Consider the following 20,496-nt stretch of genomic DNA (forward strand, 5'->3'; position numbering starts at 1 on the left):
AGATCAAGATCAAAAGATCGCAGCCTTCGGCAGCTCCTACAGTGGGATCGGATTTGCATACAGAAGGTGCAAGCATGACCACAACAAGACTGACCATGGCCCAGGCTCTGGTGAAATTCCTCGATAACCAGTACATCGAGGTCGATGGGGTTCAAAGCAAATTCGTCGCCGGGATCTTTACCATTTTCGGCCACGGTAATGTGCTGGGGCTGGGCCAGGCCTTGGAGCAGGACAGTGGCGACCTGATCGTCCATCAGGGCCGCAACGAGCAAGGCATGGCCCACGCGGCCATCGGTTTCGCCAAGCAACACCTGCGGCGCAAGATCTACGCCTGCTCTTCATCGGTCGGGCCGGGCGCGGCGAACATGCTCACCGCCGCCGCGACGGCGACCGCCAACCGCATTCCCTTGCTGCTGTTGCCCGGCGATGTCTACGCCTGCCGCCAACCGGACCCGGTGCTGCAACAGATCGAGCAGTTCCACGACCTGAGCATCAGCACCAACGACGCGTTCAAGGCCGTGAGCAAATACTGGGACCGCATCAACCGTCCCGAGCAACTCATGACGGCGGCGATCCACGCCATGCGTGTGCTCACTGACCCTGCCGAAACCGGCGCGGTGACCCTGGCGTTGCCACAAGATGTGCAAGCCGAGGCCTACGACTACCCCGATTATTTCCTGCAAAAACGCGTGCACCGCATCGAGCGTCGTCCGGCTACCGAAGCGATGCTCGGCGATGCCTTGGCGCTGTTCAAAGGCAAACGCAAACCGCTGATCATTTGCGGTGGCGGGGTCAAATACTCTGGCGCCAATGCCGCACTGCAGTCGTTTGCGGAGCGCTTCGATATTCCCTTCGCCGAAACCCAGGCCGGCAAGAGTGCGGTGGTGTCCAGTCACCCGCTGAACGTTGGCGGAATAGGTGAAACCGGCTGTCTGGCGGCGAATCTGTTGGCCAAGGATGCGGACCTGATCATCGGTGTCGGCACGCGTTACAGCGATTTCACCACCGCGTCAAAGTCCTTGTTCCAGCATCCTGAGGTGCAATTTCTCAACCTGAACATCAGCCCCTGCGACGCCCTGAAACTCGATGGCGTGCAACTGCTGGCAGACGCCAGAACCGGTTTGCAAGCGCTGGCCGAGACCTTGGGTGATTACCGCGCCGCGTGGGGCGATCAACCGCGTCAGGCCAAGGCGCAACTGGACGAGGAAGTCGACCGCATTTATCAGATCGACTACCAGACCAAGGATTTCGTCCCGGAAATCAACGACCATATGGACCTGGCGGTGCTGCGCGAATTCTTCGAGCTGACCGGTTCCTGCCTGACCCAGAGCCGAGTGCTCGGTGTGCTCAATGAAACCCTCGCCGATGACGCAGTCATCGTCGCCGCCGCCGGCAGTCTGCCCGGTGACTTGCAGCGCAGCTGGCGCAGCAAGGGCGTGAACACCTATCACGTCGAGTACGGCTATTCCTGCATGGGTTACGAGGTGAACGCCGCGTTGGGTGTGAAGCTCGCCGAGCCTGAGCGCGAGGTCTATGCGCTGGTCGGCGACGGCTCCTACATGATGCTGCATTCCGAGCTGGCGACCTCGGTTCAGGAGCGACGCAAAATCAACGTGGTACTGCTCGACAACATGACGTTCGGTTGCATCAACAACTTGCAGATGGAACACGGGATGGACAGCTTCGGCACCGAGTTCCGTTTCCGCAACCCGGAAACCGGCAAGCTGGACGGCGGTTTCGTGCCGGTAGATTTCGCCATGAGCGCGGCGGCCTATGGCTGCAAAACCTACACAGTGAACACCGTTGATGAACTGAAAGCGGCATTGGCCGATGCTCAATTGCAGACAGTCTCGACGCTAATCGACATCAAGGTTCTGCCCAAAACCATGATTCACAAATACCTGTCGTGGTGGCGGGTCGGCGTGGCGCAAGTCTCCACCAGCGCCCGCACCGATGCGGTGGCCAAGACCTTGAATGAACGACTGTCCAAGGCCCGTCAGTACTGATTGCTCTACAAAAATTCCAACAGGAGTTCAGAAATGTCTTTGAAGCTAGGTGTTATCGGTACAGGGGCCATCGGCCAGGATCACATCCGTCGTTGCAGCCAGACCTTGCTCAACAGCCAGGTAGTCGCTGTCACCGACATCAACTTGCAACAAGCCGCGAAGGTGGTTTCTGACCTGAAGCTGACCGCCGAGGTCTATCCCGACGGCCATGCACTGATCAAGGCGCCGGAAGTCGACGCCATTTTGGTCACCTCCTGGGGGCCTAGCCACGAAGAGTTTGTGCTGGCTGCGATTGCCGCCGGCAAACCGGTGTTCTGCGAGAAACCGCTGGCGGTCACCGCTGAAGGCTGCCGCAAGATCGTCGAAGCCGAAGTGGCCCACGGCAAGCGCCTGGTGCAGGTCGGCTTCATGCGGCCGTATGACGAAGGTTATCGGGCACTTAAAGCCGTGATCGACAGCGGTCAGATTGGTGAGCCGTTGATGTTGCACTGCGCGCACCGTAACCCGACCGTGGGTGAGAACTACAAAACCGACATGGCGATTACCGACACGCTGATCCATGAACTGGACGTGTTGCGCTGGTTGCTCGACGACGATTACGTGTCGGTACAAGTGGTGTTCCCGCGCAAGAGCAGCAAGGCGCTCGCGCATTTGAAAGACCCGCAGATCGTGCTGCTGGAAACGGCCAAAGGCACGCGCATCGACGTGGAAGTGTTCGTTAACTGCCAATACGGCTACGACATCCAGTGCGAAGTCGTGGGGGAGACCGGCATCGCCAAACTGCCTGAGCCGTCGCAGGTTCAATTGCGCAGCGGGGCGAAATTGTCCAACGCGATTCTGATGGACTGGAAGGATCGCTTCATCGCCGCGTACGACGTTGAGTTGCAGGCGTTTATCGATGGCGTTCGGGCAGGGCAGGTGGGTGGGCCTTCGGCATGGGACGGGTTCGCGGCGGCGGTGGCGGCGGATGCGTGTATCGAGGCGCAGAACAGTGGGGCGATCGTAAAAGTCAGTCTGCCAGACCGCCCACACTTCTACGGCTAACTAGATGATCGTTCCCACGCGCGTGGGAACGATCATCAGGAGAACAATATGCGTATCGGACTTGTCGGTTACGGCCATGGCGGCCGGTTTTTCCATGCTCCACTGATCAGCAGTTTGCCGGCGGCGAAGTTCGTGGGTGTTGTCACCCGTTCACCTGAGCGCCGACAGTTGCTGGCGGCCGAGCATCCAGGGGTGCCCGCGTTTGACAGCATCGGCCAGTTGGTGGAAGCCGGGATCGATGTGCTGGTGGTGTCCACTCCGCTCAAAGGCCGGCCGGCGCTGGTGCTCGATGGCATCGAACACGGTGTGGCGGTGGTCAGCGACAAACCGTTCGCCGCTGACGCGCAGCAGGCGCAAACCCTGATCACCATGGCCGAGCGCCAAGGCGTGCGGCTCAGCGTCTACCAGAACCGTCGCTGGGACTCAGACTTCCTCACCGTGCGCAAACTCATCGAGTCCGGCGCACTGGGCCAGGTCACCCGTTTCGAATCGCGGATCGAGCGTTACTCACCGCAAGCGGTGAACAATGGCAGTGGCGGTGGCTTGCTGCGCGATCTCGGTAGTCATCTGGTGGATCAGGCGTTGCTTTTATTCGGTCCTGTGACGCGGGTCTACGCCGAACTGGATTACCTGGAAAAAGGCCAGGTCTTCGATAACGGCTTCTTTATGGCCCTGACCCATGCCAGTGGCGTGACTTCGCACCTGGGCGGCAGTTGCCTGCAAAACACCCCCGGCCCGCGCTTTCGGGTGACCGGCACCCAAGGCTGTTACAGCGTCGATGGCCTGGACGGACAGGAAGCCTCGGCGCTCGCCGGGCGCTCGCCAAAATCCGAAGGTGAACGCTGGGGCGTTGAAGAGCATCGCCGATGGGGCTGGTTCGAACAGGGCGAAGTGCGCGAACGGGTGCCCTCCGAGCGCGGTTGCTGGAATCAGTTCTATTTACAGCTGCAAGCCGCGTTGCAGAGCGGTGGCCCACTGCCTGTGGATGCCCGTGACGCGTTGGCGACCACCCGTGTGCTAGATGCTGCGCGACTGAGCGTCGAGCGGCATGAAGTGGTGGCATTGAGCCCGTTCGGAAGCCATGGAATAAAAACAGAATAGGATTCTAAAATGAGTTGATATAGAAATTATATTCCAATAGAGTCATTTCCAGCGACCTGCCTCGCGACTCGTTTTCACGCTTTTCTCGCTGACTGAAATCGTCACACCTCATCCATAAAACCAACAAGAATGTGGAGAAAGACTTTTCATGAAGACCAAGATCCGTTTCGCCTCACTTGCCTTGTCCCTGATGTTCGCCAGCGGCGCTGCACTCGCCGATATGAAGATCGGCGTCAGCATGTCGCAGTTCGATGACACCTGGCTGACCTACCTGCGCGAATCCATGGACAAGAAAGCCAAGTCTTATCCCGATGGCGTCCAGCTGCAATTTGAAGACGCCCGCAGCGACGTGGTCAAGCAGTTGAGCCAGGTCGAAAACTTCATCAGCCAGAAAGTCGATGCCATCGTGGTCAACCCGGTGGATACCGCCGCCACAAAAAAAATCACCGAAGCCGCCGTCAAGGCCGGCATCCCGCTGGTCTATGTCAACCGCCGCCCCGATGACCTGAAGTTGCCCAAAGGCGTGGTGACTGTCGCCTCCAACGATCTGGAGGCCGGTGAAATGCAGATGCAATACCTGGCCGACAAGATGGGTGGCAAGGGCGATATCGTGATTCTGCTGGGCGACCTTGCGAACAACTCCACCACTAACCGCACCAAGGGCGTTAAAGACGTACTGGCCAAATACCCGAACATCAAGATCGAGCAAGAGCAGACCGGGATCTGGCTGCGGGATAAAGGCATGACCCTGGTCAACGACTGGCTGACCCAAGGCCGCAAGTTTGACGCGGTCATAGCCAACAACGATGAAATGGCTATTGGTGCTGCAATGGCCCTGCAACAGGCCGGCGTCGAGAAGGGCAGTGTGCTGATCGCGGGTGTCGACGGTACGCCGGACGGCTTGAACGCAATCAAGAAAGGCAACATGGCGGTGTCGGTGTTCCAGGACGCGAAAGGTCAGGCGGACGGTTCGATCGACACTGCAGTGAAAATGGCCAAAAACGAGCCGGTTGAACAGGCCGTGTGGGTGCCATACCGCTTGATCACCCCGCAAAACGTCGAAACGTTCAAGTAGCCTGTCCGTTCAAATAACAACAATAAATACGCAAGGTGGCGACCGCGACCTTGCTGATGGAGTACCTGATCATGTTCGCTTCAGCGACTGCTTCGAACACCCCGTTGGTGGGTATCCACCCAACTGCAACACCTGTCGATGAGCCGTACCTGCTGGAGATCATCAACGTCAGCAAGGGATTTCCCGGTGTGGTGGCCTTGTCCGATGTACAGCTTCGGGTACGCCCCGGTTCCGTGCTGGCCCTGATGGGCGAAAACGGCGCCGGCAAATCCACCCTGATGAAAATCATTGCCGGCATCTATCAGCCGGACGCCGGTGAACTGCGCCTGAGGGGCAAACCGGTGGTCTTCGAAACGCCACTGGCAGCGCTCCAGGCCGGGATCGCGATGATCCACCAGGAACTCAACCTGATGCCGCACATGAGCATCGCCGAGAACATCTGGATCGGCCGTGAGCAGCTTAATGGCCTGCACATGATCGATCACCGCGAAATGCACCGTTGCACGGCGCAACTGCTGGAACGCCTACGGATCAACCTCGATCCGGAGGAACAGGTCGGCAACCTGAGCATCGCCGAACGGCAGATGGTCGAGATAGCCAAAGCGGTGTCCTACGACTCCGACATCCTGATCATGGACGAACCGACCTCGGCCATTACCGACAAGGAGGTCGCCCATCTGTTCTCGATCATTGCCGACCTCAAGCGTCAGGGCAAAGGCATCATCTACATCACGCACAAAATGAACGAGGTGTTCAGCATCGCCGATGAAGTCGCGGTGTTCCGTGACGGTGCCTACATCGGCCTGCAGCGGGCCGACAGCATGGACGGCGACAGCCTGATTTCGATGATGGTCGGCCGCGAACTCAGCCAGTTGTTCCCGGTGCGCGAGCAGCCGATCGGTGATCTGCTGCTGTCGGTGCGCGACCTTAAACTGGACGGCATTTTCAAAGGTGTTTCCTTCGACCTGCATGCCGGCGAGATCCTCGGCATCGCCGGGTTGATGGGCTCGGGGCGGACCAACGTCGCCGAAGCGATTTTCGGCATCACGCCGAGCGACGGTGGCGAGATTCGTCTCGACGGTGAAGTGGTGCGCATCAGCGATCCGCACATGGCGATCGAGAAGGGCTTCGCATTGCTGACCGAGGATCGCAAGCTCAGCGGCCTTTTCCCGTGCCTGTCGGTGCTGGAGAACATGGAAATGGCGGTGTTGCCGCATTACGCCGGCCACGGTTTCATCCAGCAAAAAGCCCTGCGCGCCTTGTGCGAAGACATGTGCAAGAAGCTGCGGGTCAAAACCCCGTCGCTGGAGCAGTGCATCGACACCTTGTCTGGTGGTAATCAGCAAAAGGCGTTGTTGGCGCGCTGGCTGATGACCAATCCACGGGTCCTGATTCTCGACGAGCCGACTCGCGGTATCGACGTCGGCGCTAAGGCCGAGATCTATCGGCTCATTTCCTGCCTCGCCAGCGAAGGCATGGCGGTGATCATGATTTCATCGGAACTACCGGAAGTGCTCGGCATGAGCGACCGGGTGATGGTCATGCACGAGGGCGACCTGATGGGCACCCTCGACCGCAGCGAAGCGACCCAGGAACGAGTGATGCAATTGGCCTCGGGCATGTCCGCGGTTCACTAATTGATGCCGGCGCTGGCGATGGCCAGCGTCGGCGACGCAATAGAAGGGTGAGTGTTTATGAACGCGATACTGGAAAACAAGCCAGCAACGGCACCGGTCAAGAGTCGCCGGCGCTTTCCGACTGAGTTGAGTATTTTCCTGGTGCTGATTGGCATCGGCCTGGTCTTTGAAGTGTTTGGCTGGATCGTGCGCGACCAGAGCTTCCTGATGAACTCTCAGCGTCTGGTGCTGATGATCTTGCAAGTGTCGATCATTGGCCTGCTGGCCATCGGCGTGACCCAGGTCATCATCACCACGGGTATCGACCTGTCTTCCGGCTCGGTGCTGGCGCTATCGGCGATGATCGCTGCCAGTCTGGCGCAAACGTCGGACTTCGCCCGGGCGGTGTTCCCGTCGTTGACTGACTTGCCGGTATGGATTCCGGTGATTGCCGGGCTTGGGGTGGGACTGCTGGCGGGGGCCATCAACGGCAGCATCATTGCTATTACCGGTATCCCGCCGTTCATTGCCACCCTCGGCATGATGGTCTCGGCGCGTGGCCTCGCGCGTTACTACACCGAAGGCCAGCCGGTGAGCATGCTCTCGGATTCCTACACGGCTATCGGACACGGCGCGATGCCGGTGATCATTTTCCTGGTGGTCGCGGTGATCTTTCACATCGCCCTGCGTTACACCAAGTACGGCAAGTACACCTACGCCATCGGCGGCAACATGCAGGCGGCGCGTACCTCGGGGATCAACGTCAAGCGGCATCTGGTGATCGTCTACAGCATCGCCGGGTTGCTGGCAGGCCTGGCGGGTGTGGTGGCTTCGGCACGGGCCGCGACCGGGCAGGCCGGGATGGGCATGTCTTATGAGCTGGACGCAATTGCCGCGGCAGTGATCGGCGGCACCAGCCTGGCCGGTGGCGTAGGACGCATTACCGGCACGGTCATCGGCGCACTGATCCTCGGGGTCATGGCCAGCGGTTTCACCTTTGTTGGCGTCGATGCTTACATTCAGGACATCATCAAAGGCCTGATCATCGTGGTGGCAGTGGTCATCGATCAGTACCGCAACAAGCGCAAACTCAAGCGCTGAGTCGCCGATAAAACCGCTAATGCGCCACGCCTGACCCGCGTGGCGCAGCCGTTTGTCTTCTATATACAGCCGCTCGATTGAATTTCTTGCTATAAACGCACTCCGATAATCACCGCAAAGGTTGCCGTAGAGCACTTTCTGGGCCTTGTCGGACAAATTCGCTGTCTTTTCAGTTGCTGAGGCCTCAAGTCGGCCTTAGACTGCTGCCCCTCGTAAATTGAGTGCCGGGTGGCGCTTGGAACACACGGCGCCTTTCCGATGGCCAGACCAGGTCCGCCGGATCGCTCCTAATTCGCCTTAATGCACGTTTTTTTATAGAGATATCAATGACAAAGGACAAGTTGCTGGCCATGCCGGCGGATGACTACATGAATGCCGAGCAACATGCTTTTTTCTCTGAGCTGTTGCAGAACATGAAAGTCGAAACCCACGAGCGCATCGAACAGAACCGCATCGCCATCGAAAGCCTGGACACCCCGGCTGATCCGGCTGACGCTGCTTCTGTTGAAGAAGAGCGCACCTGGCTGGTAAACGCGATCGATCGCGACCAACGCATGCTGCCTCAGTTGGAACAGGCTCTGGAACGCATCAAGGAAGACAGCTTTGGCTGGTGCGACGACAGCGGCGAGGCCATTGGCCTGAAGCGCCTGCTGATCAGCCCGACCACCAAGTACTGCATCGAAGCTCAAGAGCGTCACGAACAGATCGACAAGCACCAGCGTCAGGCCTGATTTCGTAACGCCCGCATCGCGGGCAAGCCTCACTCCTGTTGGAGCAAGGCTTGCCCGCGGTGCTTTTTTTCGTCTGCAGAAATCTCCCACCCTTCTATTGATCTGCTGCAACGCCCACTACTAATGGACCATAGATAATGGCCTTGTAGTGGCGTTTAATGCCGATACAACAATTAGAATTATGGGTGGGGTGACGAAGATGACGCGAGACGGATCGCTGGTTGCGGCAGTGCCTGCACCCGTGCTTTTGCCAAAAAACCTTTGGCTAACGCCGACCCTGCAAAGTATCGCCTTGATGCTCTTGTTGTGCGGCATGACGCTGGGGGGCTGGTCGCTTTACCTTGGCCTGCCATTGGCCGTGTTGGTGATCTGGCTACCTCGCTTGCGCTCGCGCGCCATCCCTGTGGCAACCCCCGCCGACAGCGCCAGCGCGATTGCCGAGTTGACTCGCGATCTTTCCTATACAACCAGTCATAACGCTTTGTCCGCCGCCGGTGTGGCCTTTTCGGTCAAGCAACTGGCCGACAAACTGCAATCGCAGCTCGGTGCCGCGGCGCAGATCGTCAGCAACGCCGAAGTGATGATCGCCACCGAACAAGCCACCTCGACACTCAGCCGGGAAGCCCTCAGTGCGGCCAGCGAGGCTCATCAGAGCAGCGCGGCAGGGCGTACGGAGTTGATTGAGTCCATCGCCCGTATGCATCAACTCAGTCAGCGCGCCAGTAACAGTCGTGAACTGATCGAAGCCCTGAGCCTGCGCAGTGACGATATCCAACGGGTAACCCTGGTCATCCAGTCCATCGCCAGCCAGACCAATCTACTGGCATTGAACGCTGCTATCGAGGCGGCGCGGGCCGGGGAGCATGGTCGCGGATTTGCGGTGGTGGCTGATGAGGTTCGCGGTCTGGCCGCGCGCACGGCGACGGCTACCGGTGAAGTGGGGGAAATGGTCGCGGATATTCAGCAGCGCACCGCGCAAGTGGTGGAGCAGATCCGTCAACTGTCCAGCGACCTCGACACCGGCGTCAAGCAGGTCGAGCACACCGGTGAGCACCTGGAGAACATTGCGCGTCTGGCCGCTGGCGTCGAAAGCCAGGTCGGGGAAATCGCCAGGGGCGCTGACACCAACCGCGAACAACTCGATAGCCTGTTTCACGCCATCGAACGGATGCGCAGCGACCTGGCGATCAGCGACCAACAGACCCAGCGCCTGGCCCAGGCCGCGGTGCAAATGGAAGGTCAGGCCGAAACCATCAGCGAACGCCTCGCGGAAGTCGGACTGGATGACTATCACCAGCGGGTTTATGACTTGGCCCGCGAAGGCGCGAGTCAGATAGCGGCGCGCTTTGAAGCGGATATCGACGAGGGACGCGTCAGCCTCGATGACCTGTTTGATCGCAGTTACCAGGCCATACCCAACACCAGCCCCGCCAAGTACCAGACTCGCTTCGATCGCTATGCCGATCAGGTCTTGCCGGCGATCCAGGAACCGTTGTTGCCGCGCCATGAAGGTCTGGTGTTCGCCATCGCCTGCACGCAGCAGGGCTATGTGCCGACCCACAACAAAGTCTTCAGCCAACCACTGACCGGTGATGCGCAGGTCGATACCTTGCAAAACCGCACCAAACGCAAATTCGCCGACCGTACCGGGATCCGCTGTGGCAGCCATCAGCAGGCCGTACTGCTGCAAACCTACACCCGCGACACCGGTGAACTGATGCACGACCTCTCGGTGCCGATCATGCTTAAGGGCCGGCATTGGGGTGGTTTGCGATTGGGTTACAAGCCTGAAAATCCTCATTGAGAGGACGGGATTCTCAAGTCACGAAGAGGCGCAGGAGTGCAGGGCTGCCTGGTTGGCGCAACTGAACGCCGAAATACCCGACAGCCTGCCTTTAATTACAGGCTAGTGGATCTGATGCATACGCAAGTTCAGGTCGTCGACCACCCGTGCCCAATCGGCGTCTTCGCGCAATTGTTCTTTCAGGAAGCCGGCTTGCTGCGGGGTCCAGAACTCGGCATCGATGAGTTTCTTGTCGTCGGCCAGAGGGGAATGACTGGCAATAAAATCGTCGATGGCCTTCTCGCTGGAGTCCAGACCGAGTTGGTCGAACAAGCCTTTCAAGTCGTGTGTAGGTGAATCCATGTTCATCTCCTTGCGGGTCGCGTCGAGTGCGAGATCTGAGGGGTGGCTTCAATACATCTGAGGGAGCCACGCTTCAGGAGTTCGATGGCGATGTTCGAAAGCAGAAGTGAGCATAGACTGCAAACCGACTATCAGGCTTTCAACGCCCCTTCATCGACCGCAAGCTTCAGCGCCTTGGCGGATTCCTGGGCGGCAATGGCGGCGACGTCCGAGGTCTTGAACCAGCGATCCTTCTCGACCTGGTGATACGTCACGGTGGTCAGCGGTGGTTTGGCGCGCATGACAATGACTGCCTGGAATTCGCCTTCGACTTCTCTGGCTTCGCCCCGGATAAAAAATTCGCCGATATCAAATTCCGTCACGTTGCAGCCTTCCCTTGGAAATATTCTGTTGTTTTGAACGCCGCCCGCCCTGGGGACGGGTTTCATTGGTCGGGCAGTATGGCAGTAGTTGCATGCCGGCGGCTGAGATAAGTCGCCGGCATGACGAAGCGTCTATAGAAATGAATTCAGCGGGACCGTCAACTGCGTAACTCGAGAGAGCGGGCAAGGGCGCAGGCTTCGTTATGCTTGCTGCGGAAACCTCTGACGCGGCCGGTGGAAATTTCCTTGATATGGAAGAAGGCATTGCCGGCCAAAACCACCTGAAAGCGTGGCCGGGCAAGCTCTTCAGGGTGGTATTCATGCGGTTGAAACATCACCGAGTGCAGGGTCAGCGAGCTGTTTGTGTAAGGTGCCGGGGGGTGAGCGAAGTGTGTCAGCGTGCACATATGAAGTCCTTTTCGTTGTTTTACCGACGTGTGTTCGTCGTTTTGGGTAGTCTCGGTGAGCATCGCTGCTCTAGAATCACCACCACTGGTTGGCGATTGATGCTTATCTAAAGCAATTTTCTGCGGGCGATATGTAGGAAAAGTGCTTTTATTAAAGAGTTTGTTCCCTAAGGTTGGTAGTCCGGTTTTATCTGGCCGTTAGAAGGGCGTTTTCCTTCAACCTCTGACGAATACCAGGCAAGACGACGTGAGTGACGTTCCAGTAGTCTTCTTAAACCTCGCGATGAATGAGTGCTCTGCTCGTTTCAGGATTTCAACCCGGGTCATTTGGCGACACCTTCGGCATTGCCGCTTTTTTCTGCTGTGCGCTATTTTTCCTGCGTGCAGCATCATTTTCAGATGTGGGGATGTTTCCTTGGCAGTAAGTAATCTCGATATGCATGCTTTGTTCGTGCTGGGTGATTTGCGCGCAAAGCTGGTTAAACAGTTCCAGTCACGTTTTGTTTACATCACCGAACAGAACGCTGAAGGCATTTATATTGCCGAGATCGACACCGAAGAAGCGCTGGTGGTTGATGACAAACCTGGGCTTAAACTCAAGGTCGGCGATCATTTCAGCGCCTCTGTATTGCCCAGTCGCGAAGGCGGCAAGCTGGACATCAAGTTTCGCGAAATCAAACTCACGGTTTACGGCATGGGTGATTACGCGTTCGTCACCACTGCTGATGGCCACGGGATCGTGTTTAAGGAAGGTCATAGCGTGGTGATGGTGTTCGCCGCTCACCAACAGTTGCAGGAAGGCCTGACCAAAACCCTGAAAGCCGTCACCGCCAAGGCTGCCAAGTGGCGCAAAGGTGAACTGATCACCTTCAAGGCCAGCGAGTAATGACCCTGACCCGCGCCGACTTCCACGTACAGAACCAGGCCAGCGCGCAAGTCGAGGCCCGACGGCTGTTCGACCAAAAGGCTGTTTTGCAAGGTGCATGGCTCGGTTGGGTGGCGTCACAGATCTATACGTTGCGTCCGGCGGAGTACGCCAGCATGGTACGAAGAGAGCTGGCGCGCTTGCAGGAAACTTCCGAAAATTAGTTGACCCCCCTCGAAAGCAGGAACCTCTACTACAGTCAGTTGACTGAGTATTCAGAGGCTTTGCGGTCTTCTGCCAGGCCATCCTGCTATTGCTACGAACAGCACGAGGTGCAAAAGCATGAACGGATTTCGACGGTTGCTGGCCGCTACCCTGGCCACTTTCGGTTTGCTGGCTTCACCCGTTCCGGTGTTCGCTGCCCAGGCGCCGATCCACTTCGCCGACCTGAACTGGGAAAGCGGCAGCCTGATCACCGATATCCTGCGGATCATCGTCGAGAAGGGCTACGGGCTGCCGACCGATACCTTGCCGGGGACGACCATCACCCTGGAGACCGCACTGGCCAACAATGACATTCAGGTGATTGGCGAAGAGTGGGCCGGTCGCAGTCCGGTCTGGGTCAAGGCCGAGGCCGAAGGTAAAGTCGTGAGCCTCGGCGATACGGTCAAGGGCGCCACCGAAGGCTGGTGGGTGCCCGAATATGTGATCAAGGGCGACCCTGCGAAAGGCATCAAGCCGCTGGCGCCGGACTTGCGCAGTGTCAGCGACCTGCCGCGCTACAAGGGGGTATTCAGTGATCCGGAATCCCCGGGCAAGGGGCGCTTCCTCAACAGCCCGATCGGCTGGACGTCGGAGGTGGTCAACAAACAGAAGCTCAAGGCGTATGGGCTGGACGACAGCTATGTGAATTTCCGCAGTGGTTCGGGGGCGGCACTGGATGCGGAGATCAGTTCTTCGATTCGTCGCGGCAAACCGGTGTTGTTCTATTACTGGTCGCCTACGCCATTGCTCGGCCGCTTCAAACTGATTCAGCTCGAAGAGCCGCCGTTCGACGCCGAAGCCTGGAAGACCCTGACTGACGCCGACAACCCGAATCCGAAACCGACGCGCTCACTGGCCTCGAAATTGTCCATCGGCGTGTCCACGCCCTTCCAGAAACAGTATCCGCAGATTGCCGAGTTCTTCAGCAAGGTCGACTTGCCAATCGGTCTGCTGAACAAGGCGCTGGCCGAGATGAGCGAAAAACACACCCCGCCACGGCAGGCGGCAGAGGCGTTCATGAAGGCGCACCCGGACGTGTGGCAGGCCTGGGTGCCCAAGGATGTGGCAGACAAGGTGTCTGCCGAGTTGAAATGATGCAGTGAGTCTGATGACGCCTTCGCGAGCGCCGCACCGACTCGTGCGATCAGTTCGGGCGAGTTTCATGGGCCGGCACTTTATCATTGCCGATGACGAATACCCTTACAAAATCGTTCAAGGAAGTTCATCCTGCTGCGACATTTCACGCTGGAAGTCTGAACATGAGCCTATTGATCGCGCAATGGATGGCTGCCATCTTCCTGTTGATCAGCCTGATCCACCTGTACTGGGCGGCAGGTGGCAAGTTGGGTAGCGAGGCGGCGATCCCGCGAATATCCGCAGAGGGCGGCGGGGAATCCAGGCCGGTCTTCAAGCCTTCAGGTTTTGCCACGTTATTGGTGGCGGTCGGGTTGCTGCTGATTGCGATGCTGGTGTGCTTGCGGGTCGGCCTGTATTTGCCGACGGTGCATCACTCGTCGCTGCAATGGTTGATCAGCGCCATTGCGATGCTGATGTTCGCCAGGGCGATCGGCGATTCGAATCTGATTGGGTTCTTCAAACAGGTGAAGGATTCGAAGTTTGCACGGCTCGACACCTGGGCCTATTCGCCGTTGTGTGTGGTGTTGGGGGCGGGGCTGCTGGCAGTCGCCTGGATCTGATAAGCATCGTCGGAACGCCGACTACTCACCTCGGCCGGCACATCCTTCCCCGCCATGCGCTTGCGAAACAGCGCCGCCCGCGCCAGCAGCAACGTGGTCACCGGCACCGTAATCGATAACAAGATCGGAATCAGCCAGGCATGCAACACCGGCCCGGACTTGAGCGCCGAAAAGTAAACGATCGAGGCCAGTGCCACGCACCAGGCACCCAATGTCGACGCCAGCGCCGGCGGGTGCATGCGCTGGAAGTAATCTTTCATCCGCACCAGGCCAACGGCGCCGATCAGTGTAAACAGACTGCTGAGCACCAGCAGGACCGCCACCGGAATTTCCACCCACAGAGACAGTTCAGCGCTCATTCGATCACCTCGCCACGCAGCAGGAATTTCGCCAAGGCAAACGAGCCGACGAAACCGAACAGCGCAATCAACAGCGCTGCCTCGAAGTAAGTGTCACTGGCATACCGAATGCCCAGCGCCAGCATCATCAGCATCGCAATGGTGTACAGGTAATCCAGCGCCAGAACCCGGTCTTGGGCCGACGGCCCCATGAACAGCCGGATCAGCGTCAGAATCATCGCCAGCGAAAAGATGAACAGGCTCAGCAGGATTGCGTTCGACAGCAATGCGCTCATTCGAAGATCTCCATCAAGGGGCGCTCATAGGTTGCCTTGAAGTGCTGGATGAACAGCGCTTCGTCCTCCAGATCGAAGACGTGCAGCAAAAGAATGCTGCGGTCCAGTGCCAGTTCCGACCACACGGTGCCGGGAACCACCGTGCAGATCATCGACAGCGCGGCCAGGCCGTTGGCGTCATGCAAGTCCAGCGGCACCTTGATGAAGCGCGAACGCGGTGGGCGGCGACCAGCGTTGAGCACGCCCCAGGCCACGGCGAGGTTTGATACCACCACATCGCGACCGACCAGAAAGAACAAACGCACCACCACGCCCGGCCGACGAATGCGGATCGGCAGCGGGCGCAGCTTGCGCATCATCAACGGCGCGCAGAACCCCAGCACGGCGCCCAGCAGCAGATTGCCGGGGCTCATCGACAGGTTCAGCACTAGCCACAACAACCACAGCGCCAGCGACAACCACGGGGCCGGAAACAGACGCTTCATGGTTTGACCTCCGCAATCGCGGCTTTGGCTTCCGGGCTTGGCGTCGCACGGGTGCCGAGCACCGCCATCACGTATTGCTGTGGGTTGTTCAAGGCTTGGGCGGCGGCCTGGGTGTAGCGCAACAGCGGTTCAGCTTTGAAGGTCAGCGCAATGCTCAGGCCCAGCAGCGCGATGATCGGCACGCATTCGAAACGTCGCAACAATGGCGACGGCCGCTCCTCGGGTGTCCAGAAACGCTGGATGCCCAAGCGCGAGAAGGCGATCAACGACGCCAGCCCGGAGAGGATCAACAACGCGAGCAAGCCCCACGCCGCGTTCGAAACCGGCTCATCGCTGGCATTGCCCAGGCCCAACGGATTGAGCAGGGCGCTGAGCAAGCCGAGTTTGCCAATGAATCCCGAAAGCGGTGGCATGCCGATGATCAGCAGCGCGCAGGCAATGAAGCTCAACCCGAGAAACGCCATGGTCCAGGGAATCACTTGGCCGACCACGGCTTTCTGCTCGTCATCGAGGTTGATGCCTTTGGGTGGCTGTAAGGATTCCATCGGTCGCGGAAGCAGATCGCCGTCATCGAACAACGGCATTTCATTGGCCGAACGCGAACGCTCGATCAGCTCGGCCAACAGGAACAACGCGCTCAACGCCAGGGTCGAGCTGACCAGATAGAACAATGCCGCGCCGATCAGGTTCGGCTGGGCGAAACCGATGGCCGACAGCAGAATCCCGGCGGATACCAGAATGCTCAGGCTGGCCAGACGCTCCAGTCGTTGTGCGGCGAGAATCGCCGCGGCGGCGCAGACGATGGTCGCCATGCCGCCGTAGATCAGCCAGTCGCCGCCAAAATACGCCGAGGCGCCAGCCTGGCCGGAGAACAGCAGGGTCCATAAGCGCAGCAAGGTGTAGACGCCGACCTTGGTCATGATCGCGAACATCGCCGCCACCGGTGCGCTCGCCGCGGAATACGCCGGCACCAGCCAGAAGTTCAGCGGCCACATCCCGGCCTTGGCCAGGAACGCCACCGCGAGTATTCCCGCGCCGGCATGCAGCAGGCCTCGATCAGCCTCGGGCACCAGCGGGATCTTCAGCGCCAGATCGGCCATGTTCAGGGTGCCGGTGACGCCGTAGATCAGCGCCGCGCCGATCAAGAACAGTGACGAGGCCAGCAGGTTGATCGAAATGTAATGCAGCCCCGACGACACCCGCGATCGACCCGAACCGTGGAGCATCAGACCGTAAGAGGCTGCCAGCAGCACTTCAAAAAACACAAACAGGTTGAACAGGTCCGCCGTCAGGAACGCGCCGTAAAGCCCCATCATCTGGATCTGGAACAGCGCGTGGAAACTCGAACCGGCGCCGTCCCAACGGGCCATGGAAAACAGCAGGGCGCTGACGCCGATGATCCCGGTCAGCACCAGCATCAGCGCCGACAGTCGATCGACCACCAGCACGATACCGAACGGCACCTGCCAGTTGCCCGGCAGGTACACGCCGATGGAGCCGGGGACGCCAGTCTCCTGAGTCCATTGCAGCAACAGCACGGCAATGCCCAGCCCCACCAGACTGGAAAGCAGGTTGATCTTGGCTTTTAATGGCCGGTGTTTCTCGCCCAGCATCAGCATCATGGCGGCGGTCAGCAGCGGCAGCAGAATCGGTGCAGCGATCAGGTGCGGCATCAGATTCATTCTTTAGGCTCCCGGCCATCCACATGGTCGGTACCGGTCAGGCCCCGGGAGGCCAGCAGCACCACCAGAAACAGCGCGGTCATGGCGAAGCTGATGACGATCGCGGTCAGCACCAGCGCTTGCGGCAGCGGATCGGTGTAGTGCAATAGGTCTTGCGGCACGCCGTCCTTGATGATCGGCTCCTTGCCGATAAACAGGCTGCCCATGCTGAAGATGAACAGGTTGACGCCGTAGGACAGCAGGCACAGGCCCATCACCACCTGAAACGTTCGTGGCCGCAGGATCAGCCAGACCCCGGACGCCGCCAATACGCCGATGGCGATTGCGATGACTTCTTCCATCAGACGGCTCCTTTGGTGGCGACGGATCTAGGCAGGGCAGCGGTCTTGTGACCGCGTACCGATTGGTGAGCGAGGGCGGTGAGGATCAACAGGGTCGAACCGACCACCACGGCGTACACACCGATGTCGAAGAACAGCGCACTGGCAATGTGAATATCGCCCAACACCGGCAGGTCCAGATGCCAGGTGTGGGTGGTCAGGAACGGATAACCGACCGCCATCGCCCCAAGCCCGGTGACCGTGGCGAACAGCAGTCCGGTGCCCATCCAGCGCAATGGTCGCAGGCTCATTTGCGCCTCGACCCACTGGGTGCCGGCGACCATGTATTGCAGGATGAACGCCACGGACATCACCAGCCCTGCGACAAAGCCGCCGCCCGGTTGATTGTGGCCGCGTATGAACAGGTAAACCGATACCACAAACGCAATAGGCAACAGCAGGCGCACCAGCACCGCCGGCACCATCATGAAACCGAGCGCGGTGTCGCTGGCCTGCCGCGGATTGACCAGGTCGGTGACCACGTCGGGTGCCAGCAGACGTTGCTGGGCGGGCAACTGCAGGCTTTCTTTCGGCGGTCGGAAGCGTCGGAGCAGGGCGAATACAGTCACGGCCACGGCCACCAGCACGGTAATTTCACCGAGGGTGTCGAAGCCGCGGAAGTCCACCAGCATCACATTGACCACGTTGCTGCCGCCGCCTTCGGGCAGGGCACGGCTGAGGTAGAACGATGAAATGTGGTTCGGTGTCTGGCGCGTCAGCATCGCGTAGGCCAGCAGCGCCATGCCACCGCCGACCACGGTCGACAACAGCAAGTCGCGGATACGGCGGATGCGTGCCTTGCGCAGGGTGCTCGGCAGCGGCGACACCTCTTCGATCCGGCGCGGCAGCCAACGCAGACCGAGGAGGATCAGCACCGTGGTCACCACTTCGACCGCCAGTTGCGTCAGCGCAAGGTCAGGCGCCGAGAACCAGACGAAGGTGATGCACGTCATCAGGCCGCAGACGCTGACCATGGTCAAAGCCGCGAGCCGGTGATACTTGGCCTGCCACGCCGCGCCAAGGGCACAGGCAATCGCCAGCAGCCAAAAGGTCACGAACACGATCGAGCCGGGAATCTTCGGCCGGTCGCCCCAGCTCAGGCTGCTGTGGAGCATCGGGATCAACCCGGCCAGCACTGCCGCGAGTACCACCAGGAACAATTGGGTTTGCAGGCGCTTGGTGCTGATCCGCCGCTCGAGACGACGGGCCAGGCGCATCATGATCACCAGGCTGCGCTCGAACAGGCGCTTGCCGTTGAACCGGCCAATGAGCGGCGGGTACTTGAAACGCCCGCGTTTGAGCTGATTACGTAGCAGCAGATAAAGCACGATGCCGCCGGACATGGCGATCAGGCTCATGATCATCGGGGCGTTCCAGCCGTGCCAGATCGCCAGGCTGTATTCAGGCAAGGTTCCGCCCACCACCGGCAGGGCGGCAGCAGCCAATAACGGGCCGACTACCTGCGCCGGGAAAACCCCCACGACCAGGCAGGTGAATACCAGCAGTTCCACCGGCGCGCGCATCCAGCGTGGCGGTTCGTGCGGGGTGTGCGGCAGGTCGGTGGCAGTCGGGCCGAAGAACACGTCGACGGTAAAGCGCAGCGAGTAGGCGACGCTGAAAGTCCCGGCGATGGTCGCGACGATCGGCAGGGTCATCTCGATCCACGCTGTCGCGTTGATGAACACCGTTTCGGCGAAGAACATCTCTTTCGAGAGGAAGCCGTTGAGCAACGGCACACCGGCCATCGAGGCGCTGGCGACCATGGCCAGGGTGGCGGTGAACGGGATCAGCTTGATCAGGCCGCTGAGCTTGCAGATGTCCCGGGTGCCGCTTTCGTGGTCGATGATCCCGGCGGCCATGAACAGCGAGGCCTTGAACGTCGCATGGTTGAGAATGTGGAACACCGCGGCCACGGCGGCCAGCGGACTGTTCAGGCCCAGCAGCAGAGTGATCAGGCCCAGGTGACTGATCGTCGAGTAGGCCAGCAGGCCCTTGAGGTCGTTCTGGAACATCGCGCAGTACGCGCCCAGCAACAGGGTGCAGGCGCCGGCGCCGCTGACGATGTAGAACCATTCTTCACTGCCGGACAGCGACGGCCATAGTCGTGCGAGTAGAAACACTCCGGCCTTGACCATGGTCGCCGAGTGCAGATAGGCCGAAACCGGTGTCGGCGCCGCCATCGCGTGGGGCAGCCAGAAGTGGAAGGGGAATTGTGCGCTTTTGCTCAGGGCCCCGATCAGGATCAGGGAGAGCAGAATAGGGTAGAGGGCGTGCGCGCGAATCAGATCGCCGGCGGCCAGGACCTTGTCAAGGTCATAGCTGCCGACCACATGGCCGAGCAGCATAACCCCCGCCAGCAAGCACAAACCGCCTGCGCCGGTGACCATCAGCGCCATATAAGCGCCGCGTCGCGCATCAGCGCGGTGGTGCCAGTAGCCGATCAGCAGGAAGGAGAAGAGGCTGGTCAGCTCCCAGAAAAACACGATCTGAATCAGGTTGCCGGAGATCACCAGCCCGAACATGGCCCCCATGAACGCCAGAAAAAACGCGAAGAACCGCGGCACCGGATCGTCCGGCGACATGTAGTAGCGGGCGTACAACGAAACGAGCGTGCCGATGCCCAGCACCAGCATCGAGAACAGCCAGGCGAACCCATCCATGCGCAGGACGAAGTTCAAGCCCAGGCTGGGCAACCAGAAAAATTCTTCGCGGATCACGCCGCCATGGGCGATTTGCGGGTACAAGAGAGCGACCTGAACGGTGCCAATCAAGGCAACCAGGCCAGCCAGCAGAGATTCGGTGTTACGCGCGTTGTGCGGCAGCAAGGCTGCCAGACAGCTGCCGATAAAAGGCAGAAGCAGTAGAACTATCAGGGACATAGGCTTCTAATCTGCGGAAGT

The 20,496-nt window shown here is 59.6% G+C and carries 22 protein-coding genes; 12 read left to right on the forward strand and 10 right to left on the reverse strand.

All coding sequences use genetic code 11. The annotated features are described in order from the left end of the window. The first annotated feature begins 74 nt into the window (after nt 1-74). The 8 genes from iolD (at nt 75) to ACYZTU_RS12330 (ending at nt 10,478) form a co-directional block, all read left to right on the forward strand. On the forward strand, nt 75-2,006 hold the full coding sequence (gene iolD, locus ACYZTU_RS12295) for a 3D-(3,5/4)-trihydroxycyclohexane-1,2-dione acylhydrolase (decyclizing) (RefSeq protein WP_461970470.1): 1,932 nt from the start codon (nt 75-77) through the stop codon (nt 2,004-2,006). Between the two features lie 33 nt (nt 2,007-2,039). Then, the gene (iolG, locus tag ACYZTU_RS12300) at nt 2,040-3,050 is read left to right on the forward strand and encodes a bifunctional inositol 2-dehydrogenase/D-chiro-inositol 1-dehydrogenase (protein WP_461970471.1); all 1,011 of its coding nucleotides are present in this window, start codon (nt 2,040-2,042) and stop codon (nt 3,048-3,050) included. A gap of 48 nt (nt 3,051-3,098) precedes the next feature. Continuing rightward, entirely contained in the window at nt 3,099-4,151 is a 1,053-nt protein-coding gene (locus ACYZTU_RS12305) for a Gfo/Idh/MocA family protein (protein ID WP_461970473.1), read from the forward strand. A 148-nt stretch (nt 4,152-4,299) separates the two neighbouring features. Continuing rightward, a complete protein-coding gene (locus ACYZTU_RS12310; protein ID WP_461970475.1) occupies nt 4,300-5,226 on the forward strand; it encodes a sugar ABC transporter substrate-binding protein in 927 nt (308 codons plus the stop codon). 71 nt (nt 5,227-5,297) lie between these two features. Continuing rightward, nucleotides 5,298-6,863: a sugar ABC transporter ATP-binding protein gene (locus ACYZTU_RS12315; RefSeq protein WP_461970477.1), complete on the forward strand. Its 1,566-nt coding sequence runs from the start codon at nt 5,298-5,300 to the stop codon at nt 6,861-6,863. A 57-nt stretch (nt 6,864-6,920) separates the two neighbouring features. Next, a complete protein-coding gene (locus ACYZTU_RS12320) occupies nt 6,921-7,943 on the forward strand; it encodes an ABC transporter permease (protein ID WP_008153855.1) in 1,023 nt (340 codons plus the stop codon). 326 nt (nt 7,944-8,269) lie between these two features. Beyond that, nucleotides 8,270-8,674 carry a TraR/DksA family transcriptional regulator gene (locus ACYZTU_RS12325; protein WP_007907888.1) on the forward strand — a complete coding sequence of 135 codons (405 nt, stop codon included), beginning with the start codon at nt 8,270-8,272 and terminating at the stop codon, nt 8,672-8,674. A gap of 199 nt (nt 8,675-8,873) precedes the next feature. Continuing rightward, a complete protein-coding gene (locus ACYZTU_RS12330; protein ID WP_461970479.1) occupies nt 8,874-10,478 on the forward strand; it encodes a methyl-accepting chemotaxis protein in 1,605 nt (534 codons plus the stop codon). A gap of 102 nt (nt 10,479-10,580) precedes the next feature. On the opposite strand, the gene ACYZTU_RS12335 is transcribed toward ACYZTU_RS12330, so the two are convergent. The 4 genes from ACYZTU_RS12335 to ACYZTU_RS12350 form a co-directional block, all read right to left on the reverse strand. Next, complete coding sequence (locus ACYZTU_RS12335; RefSeq protein WP_033057641.1) at nt 10,581-10,820, reverse strand: DUF2789 domain-containing protein; 240 nt, start codon at nt 10,818-10,820, stop codon at nt 10,581-10,583. 131 nt (nt 10,821-10,951) lie between these two features. Further along, nucleotides 10,952-11,182: a hypothetical protein gene (locus tag ACYZTU_RS12340; protein WP_461970481.1), complete on the reverse strand. Its 231-nt coding sequence runs from the start codon at nt 11,180-11,182 to the stop codon at nt 10,952-10,954. A 158-nt stretch (nt 11,183-11,340) separates the two neighbouring features. After that, nucleotides 11,341-11,589: a hypothetical protein gene (locus tag ACYZTU_RS12345; RefSeq protein ID WP_461971015.1), complete on the reverse strand. Its 249-nt coding sequence runs from the start codon at nt 11,587-11,589 to the stop codon at nt 11,341-11,343. A 313-nt stretch (nt 11,590-11,902) separates the two neighbouring features. After that, entirely contained in the window at nt 11,903-12,031 is a 129-nt protein-coding gene (locus ACYZTU_RS12350; RefSeq protein ID WP_461971222.1) for a hypothetical protein, read from the reverse strand. On the opposite strand from ACYZTU_RS12350, the gene ACYZTU_RS12355 reads away from it, so the two are divergent. The 4 genes from ACYZTU_RS12355 to ACYZTU_RS12370 all read left to right on the forward strand — a co-directional run bounded on the left by ACYZTU_RS12355 (nt 12,005) and on the right by ACYZTU_RS12370 (nt 14,415). Continuing rightward, on the forward strand, nt 12,005-12,475 hold the full coding sequence (locus tag ACYZTU_RS12355) for a hypothetical protein (RefSeq protein ID WP_461970483.1): 471 nt from the start codon (nt 12,005-12,007) through the stop codon (nt 12,473-12,475). The genes ACYZTU_RS12350 and ACYZTU_RS12355 overlap by 27 nt on opposite strands. Continuing rightward, nucleotides 12,475-12,678 (forward strand): hypothetical protein, encoded by a 204-nt coding sequence (locus ACYZTU_RS12360; protein WP_449643925.1) that lies wholly within the window; start codon nt 12,475-12,477, stop codon nt 12,676-12,678. The genes ACYZTU_RS12355 and ACYZTU_RS12360 overlap by 1 nt, the downstream gene beginning before the upstream one ends. A gap of 118 nt (nt 12,679-12,796) precedes the next feature. Continuing rightward, nucleotides 12,797-13,813 carry an ABC transporter substrate-binding protein gene (locus ACYZTU_RS12365; RefSeq protein ID WP_461970485.1) on the forward strand — a complete coding sequence of 339 codons (1,017 nt, stop codon included), beginning with the start codon at nt 12,797-12,799 and terminating at the stop codon, nt 13,811-13,813. 164 nt (nt 13,814-13,977) lie between these two features. After that, nucleotides 13,978-14,415, forward strand: a complete 438-nt coding sequence (locus ACYZTU_RS12370) for a DUF3995 domain-containing protein (RefSeq protein ID WP_461970487.1) — start codon at nt 13,978-13,980, stop codon at nt 14,413-14,415. On the opposite strand, the gene ACYZTU_RS12375 is transcribed toward ACYZTU_RS12370, so the two are convergent. Genes ACYZTU_RS12375 through ACYZTU_RS12400 form a run of 6 tightly spaced genes read right to left on the reverse strand, consistent with a single transcriptional unit; the run spans nt 14,358 to nt 20,475 of the window. After that, nucleotides 14,358-14,774, reverse strand: a complete 417-nt coding sequence (locus ACYZTU_RS12375; protein WP_461970489.1) for a Na+/H+ antiporter subunit G — start codon at nt 14,772-14,774, stop codon at nt 14,358-14,360. The genes ACYZTU_RS12370 and ACYZTU_RS12375 overlap by 58 nt on opposite strands. Then, a complete protein-coding gene (locus tag ACYZTU_RS12380; protein WP_461970491.1) occupies nt 14,771-15,049 on the reverse strand; it encodes a K+/H+ antiporter subunit F in 279 nt (92 codons plus the stop codon). Before ACYZTU_RS12380 ends, ACYZTU_RS12375 begins: the two co-directional genes overlap by 4 nt. Further along, nucleotides 15,046-15,534, reverse strand: a complete 489-nt coding sequence (locus ACYZTU_RS12385) for a Na+/H+ antiporter subunit E (RefSeq protein ID WP_461970493.1) — start codon at nt 15,532-15,534, stop codon at nt 15,046-15,048. The genes ACYZTU_RS12380 and ACYZTU_RS12385 overlap by 4 nt, the downstream gene beginning before the upstream one ends. Continuing rightward, nucleotides 15,531-17,216, reverse strand: coding sequence for a monovalent cation/H+ antiporter subunit D (locus ACYZTU_RS12390; protein ID WP_461970495.1), 1,686 nt, complete (start codon nt 17,214-17,216; stop codon nt 15,531-15,533). The genes ACYZTU_RS12385 and ACYZTU_RS12390 overlap by 4 nt, the downstream gene beginning before the upstream one ends. Further along, nucleotides 17,213-17,557, reverse strand: a complete 345-nt coding sequence (locus ACYZTU_RS12395) for a Na+/H+ antiporter subunit C (RefSeq protein WP_007986256.1) — start codon at nt 17,555-17,557, stop codon at nt 17,213-17,215. The genes ACYZTU_RS12390 and ACYZTU_RS12395 overlap by 4 nt, the downstream gene beginning before the upstream one ends. Continuing rightward, nucleotides 17,557-20,475, reverse strand: a complete 2,919-nt coding sequence (locus tag ACYZTU_RS12400; protein ID WP_461970497.1) for a monovalent cation/H+ antiporter subunit A — start codon at nt 20,473-20,475, stop codon at nt 17,557-17,559. Before ACYZTU_RS12400 ends, ACYZTU_RS12395 begins: the two co-directional genes overlap by 1 nt. Between the last annotated feature and the right edge of the window lie 21 nt (nt 20,476-20,496).

This window comes from Pseudomonas sp. HLT2-19-2, assembly GCF_054898005.1.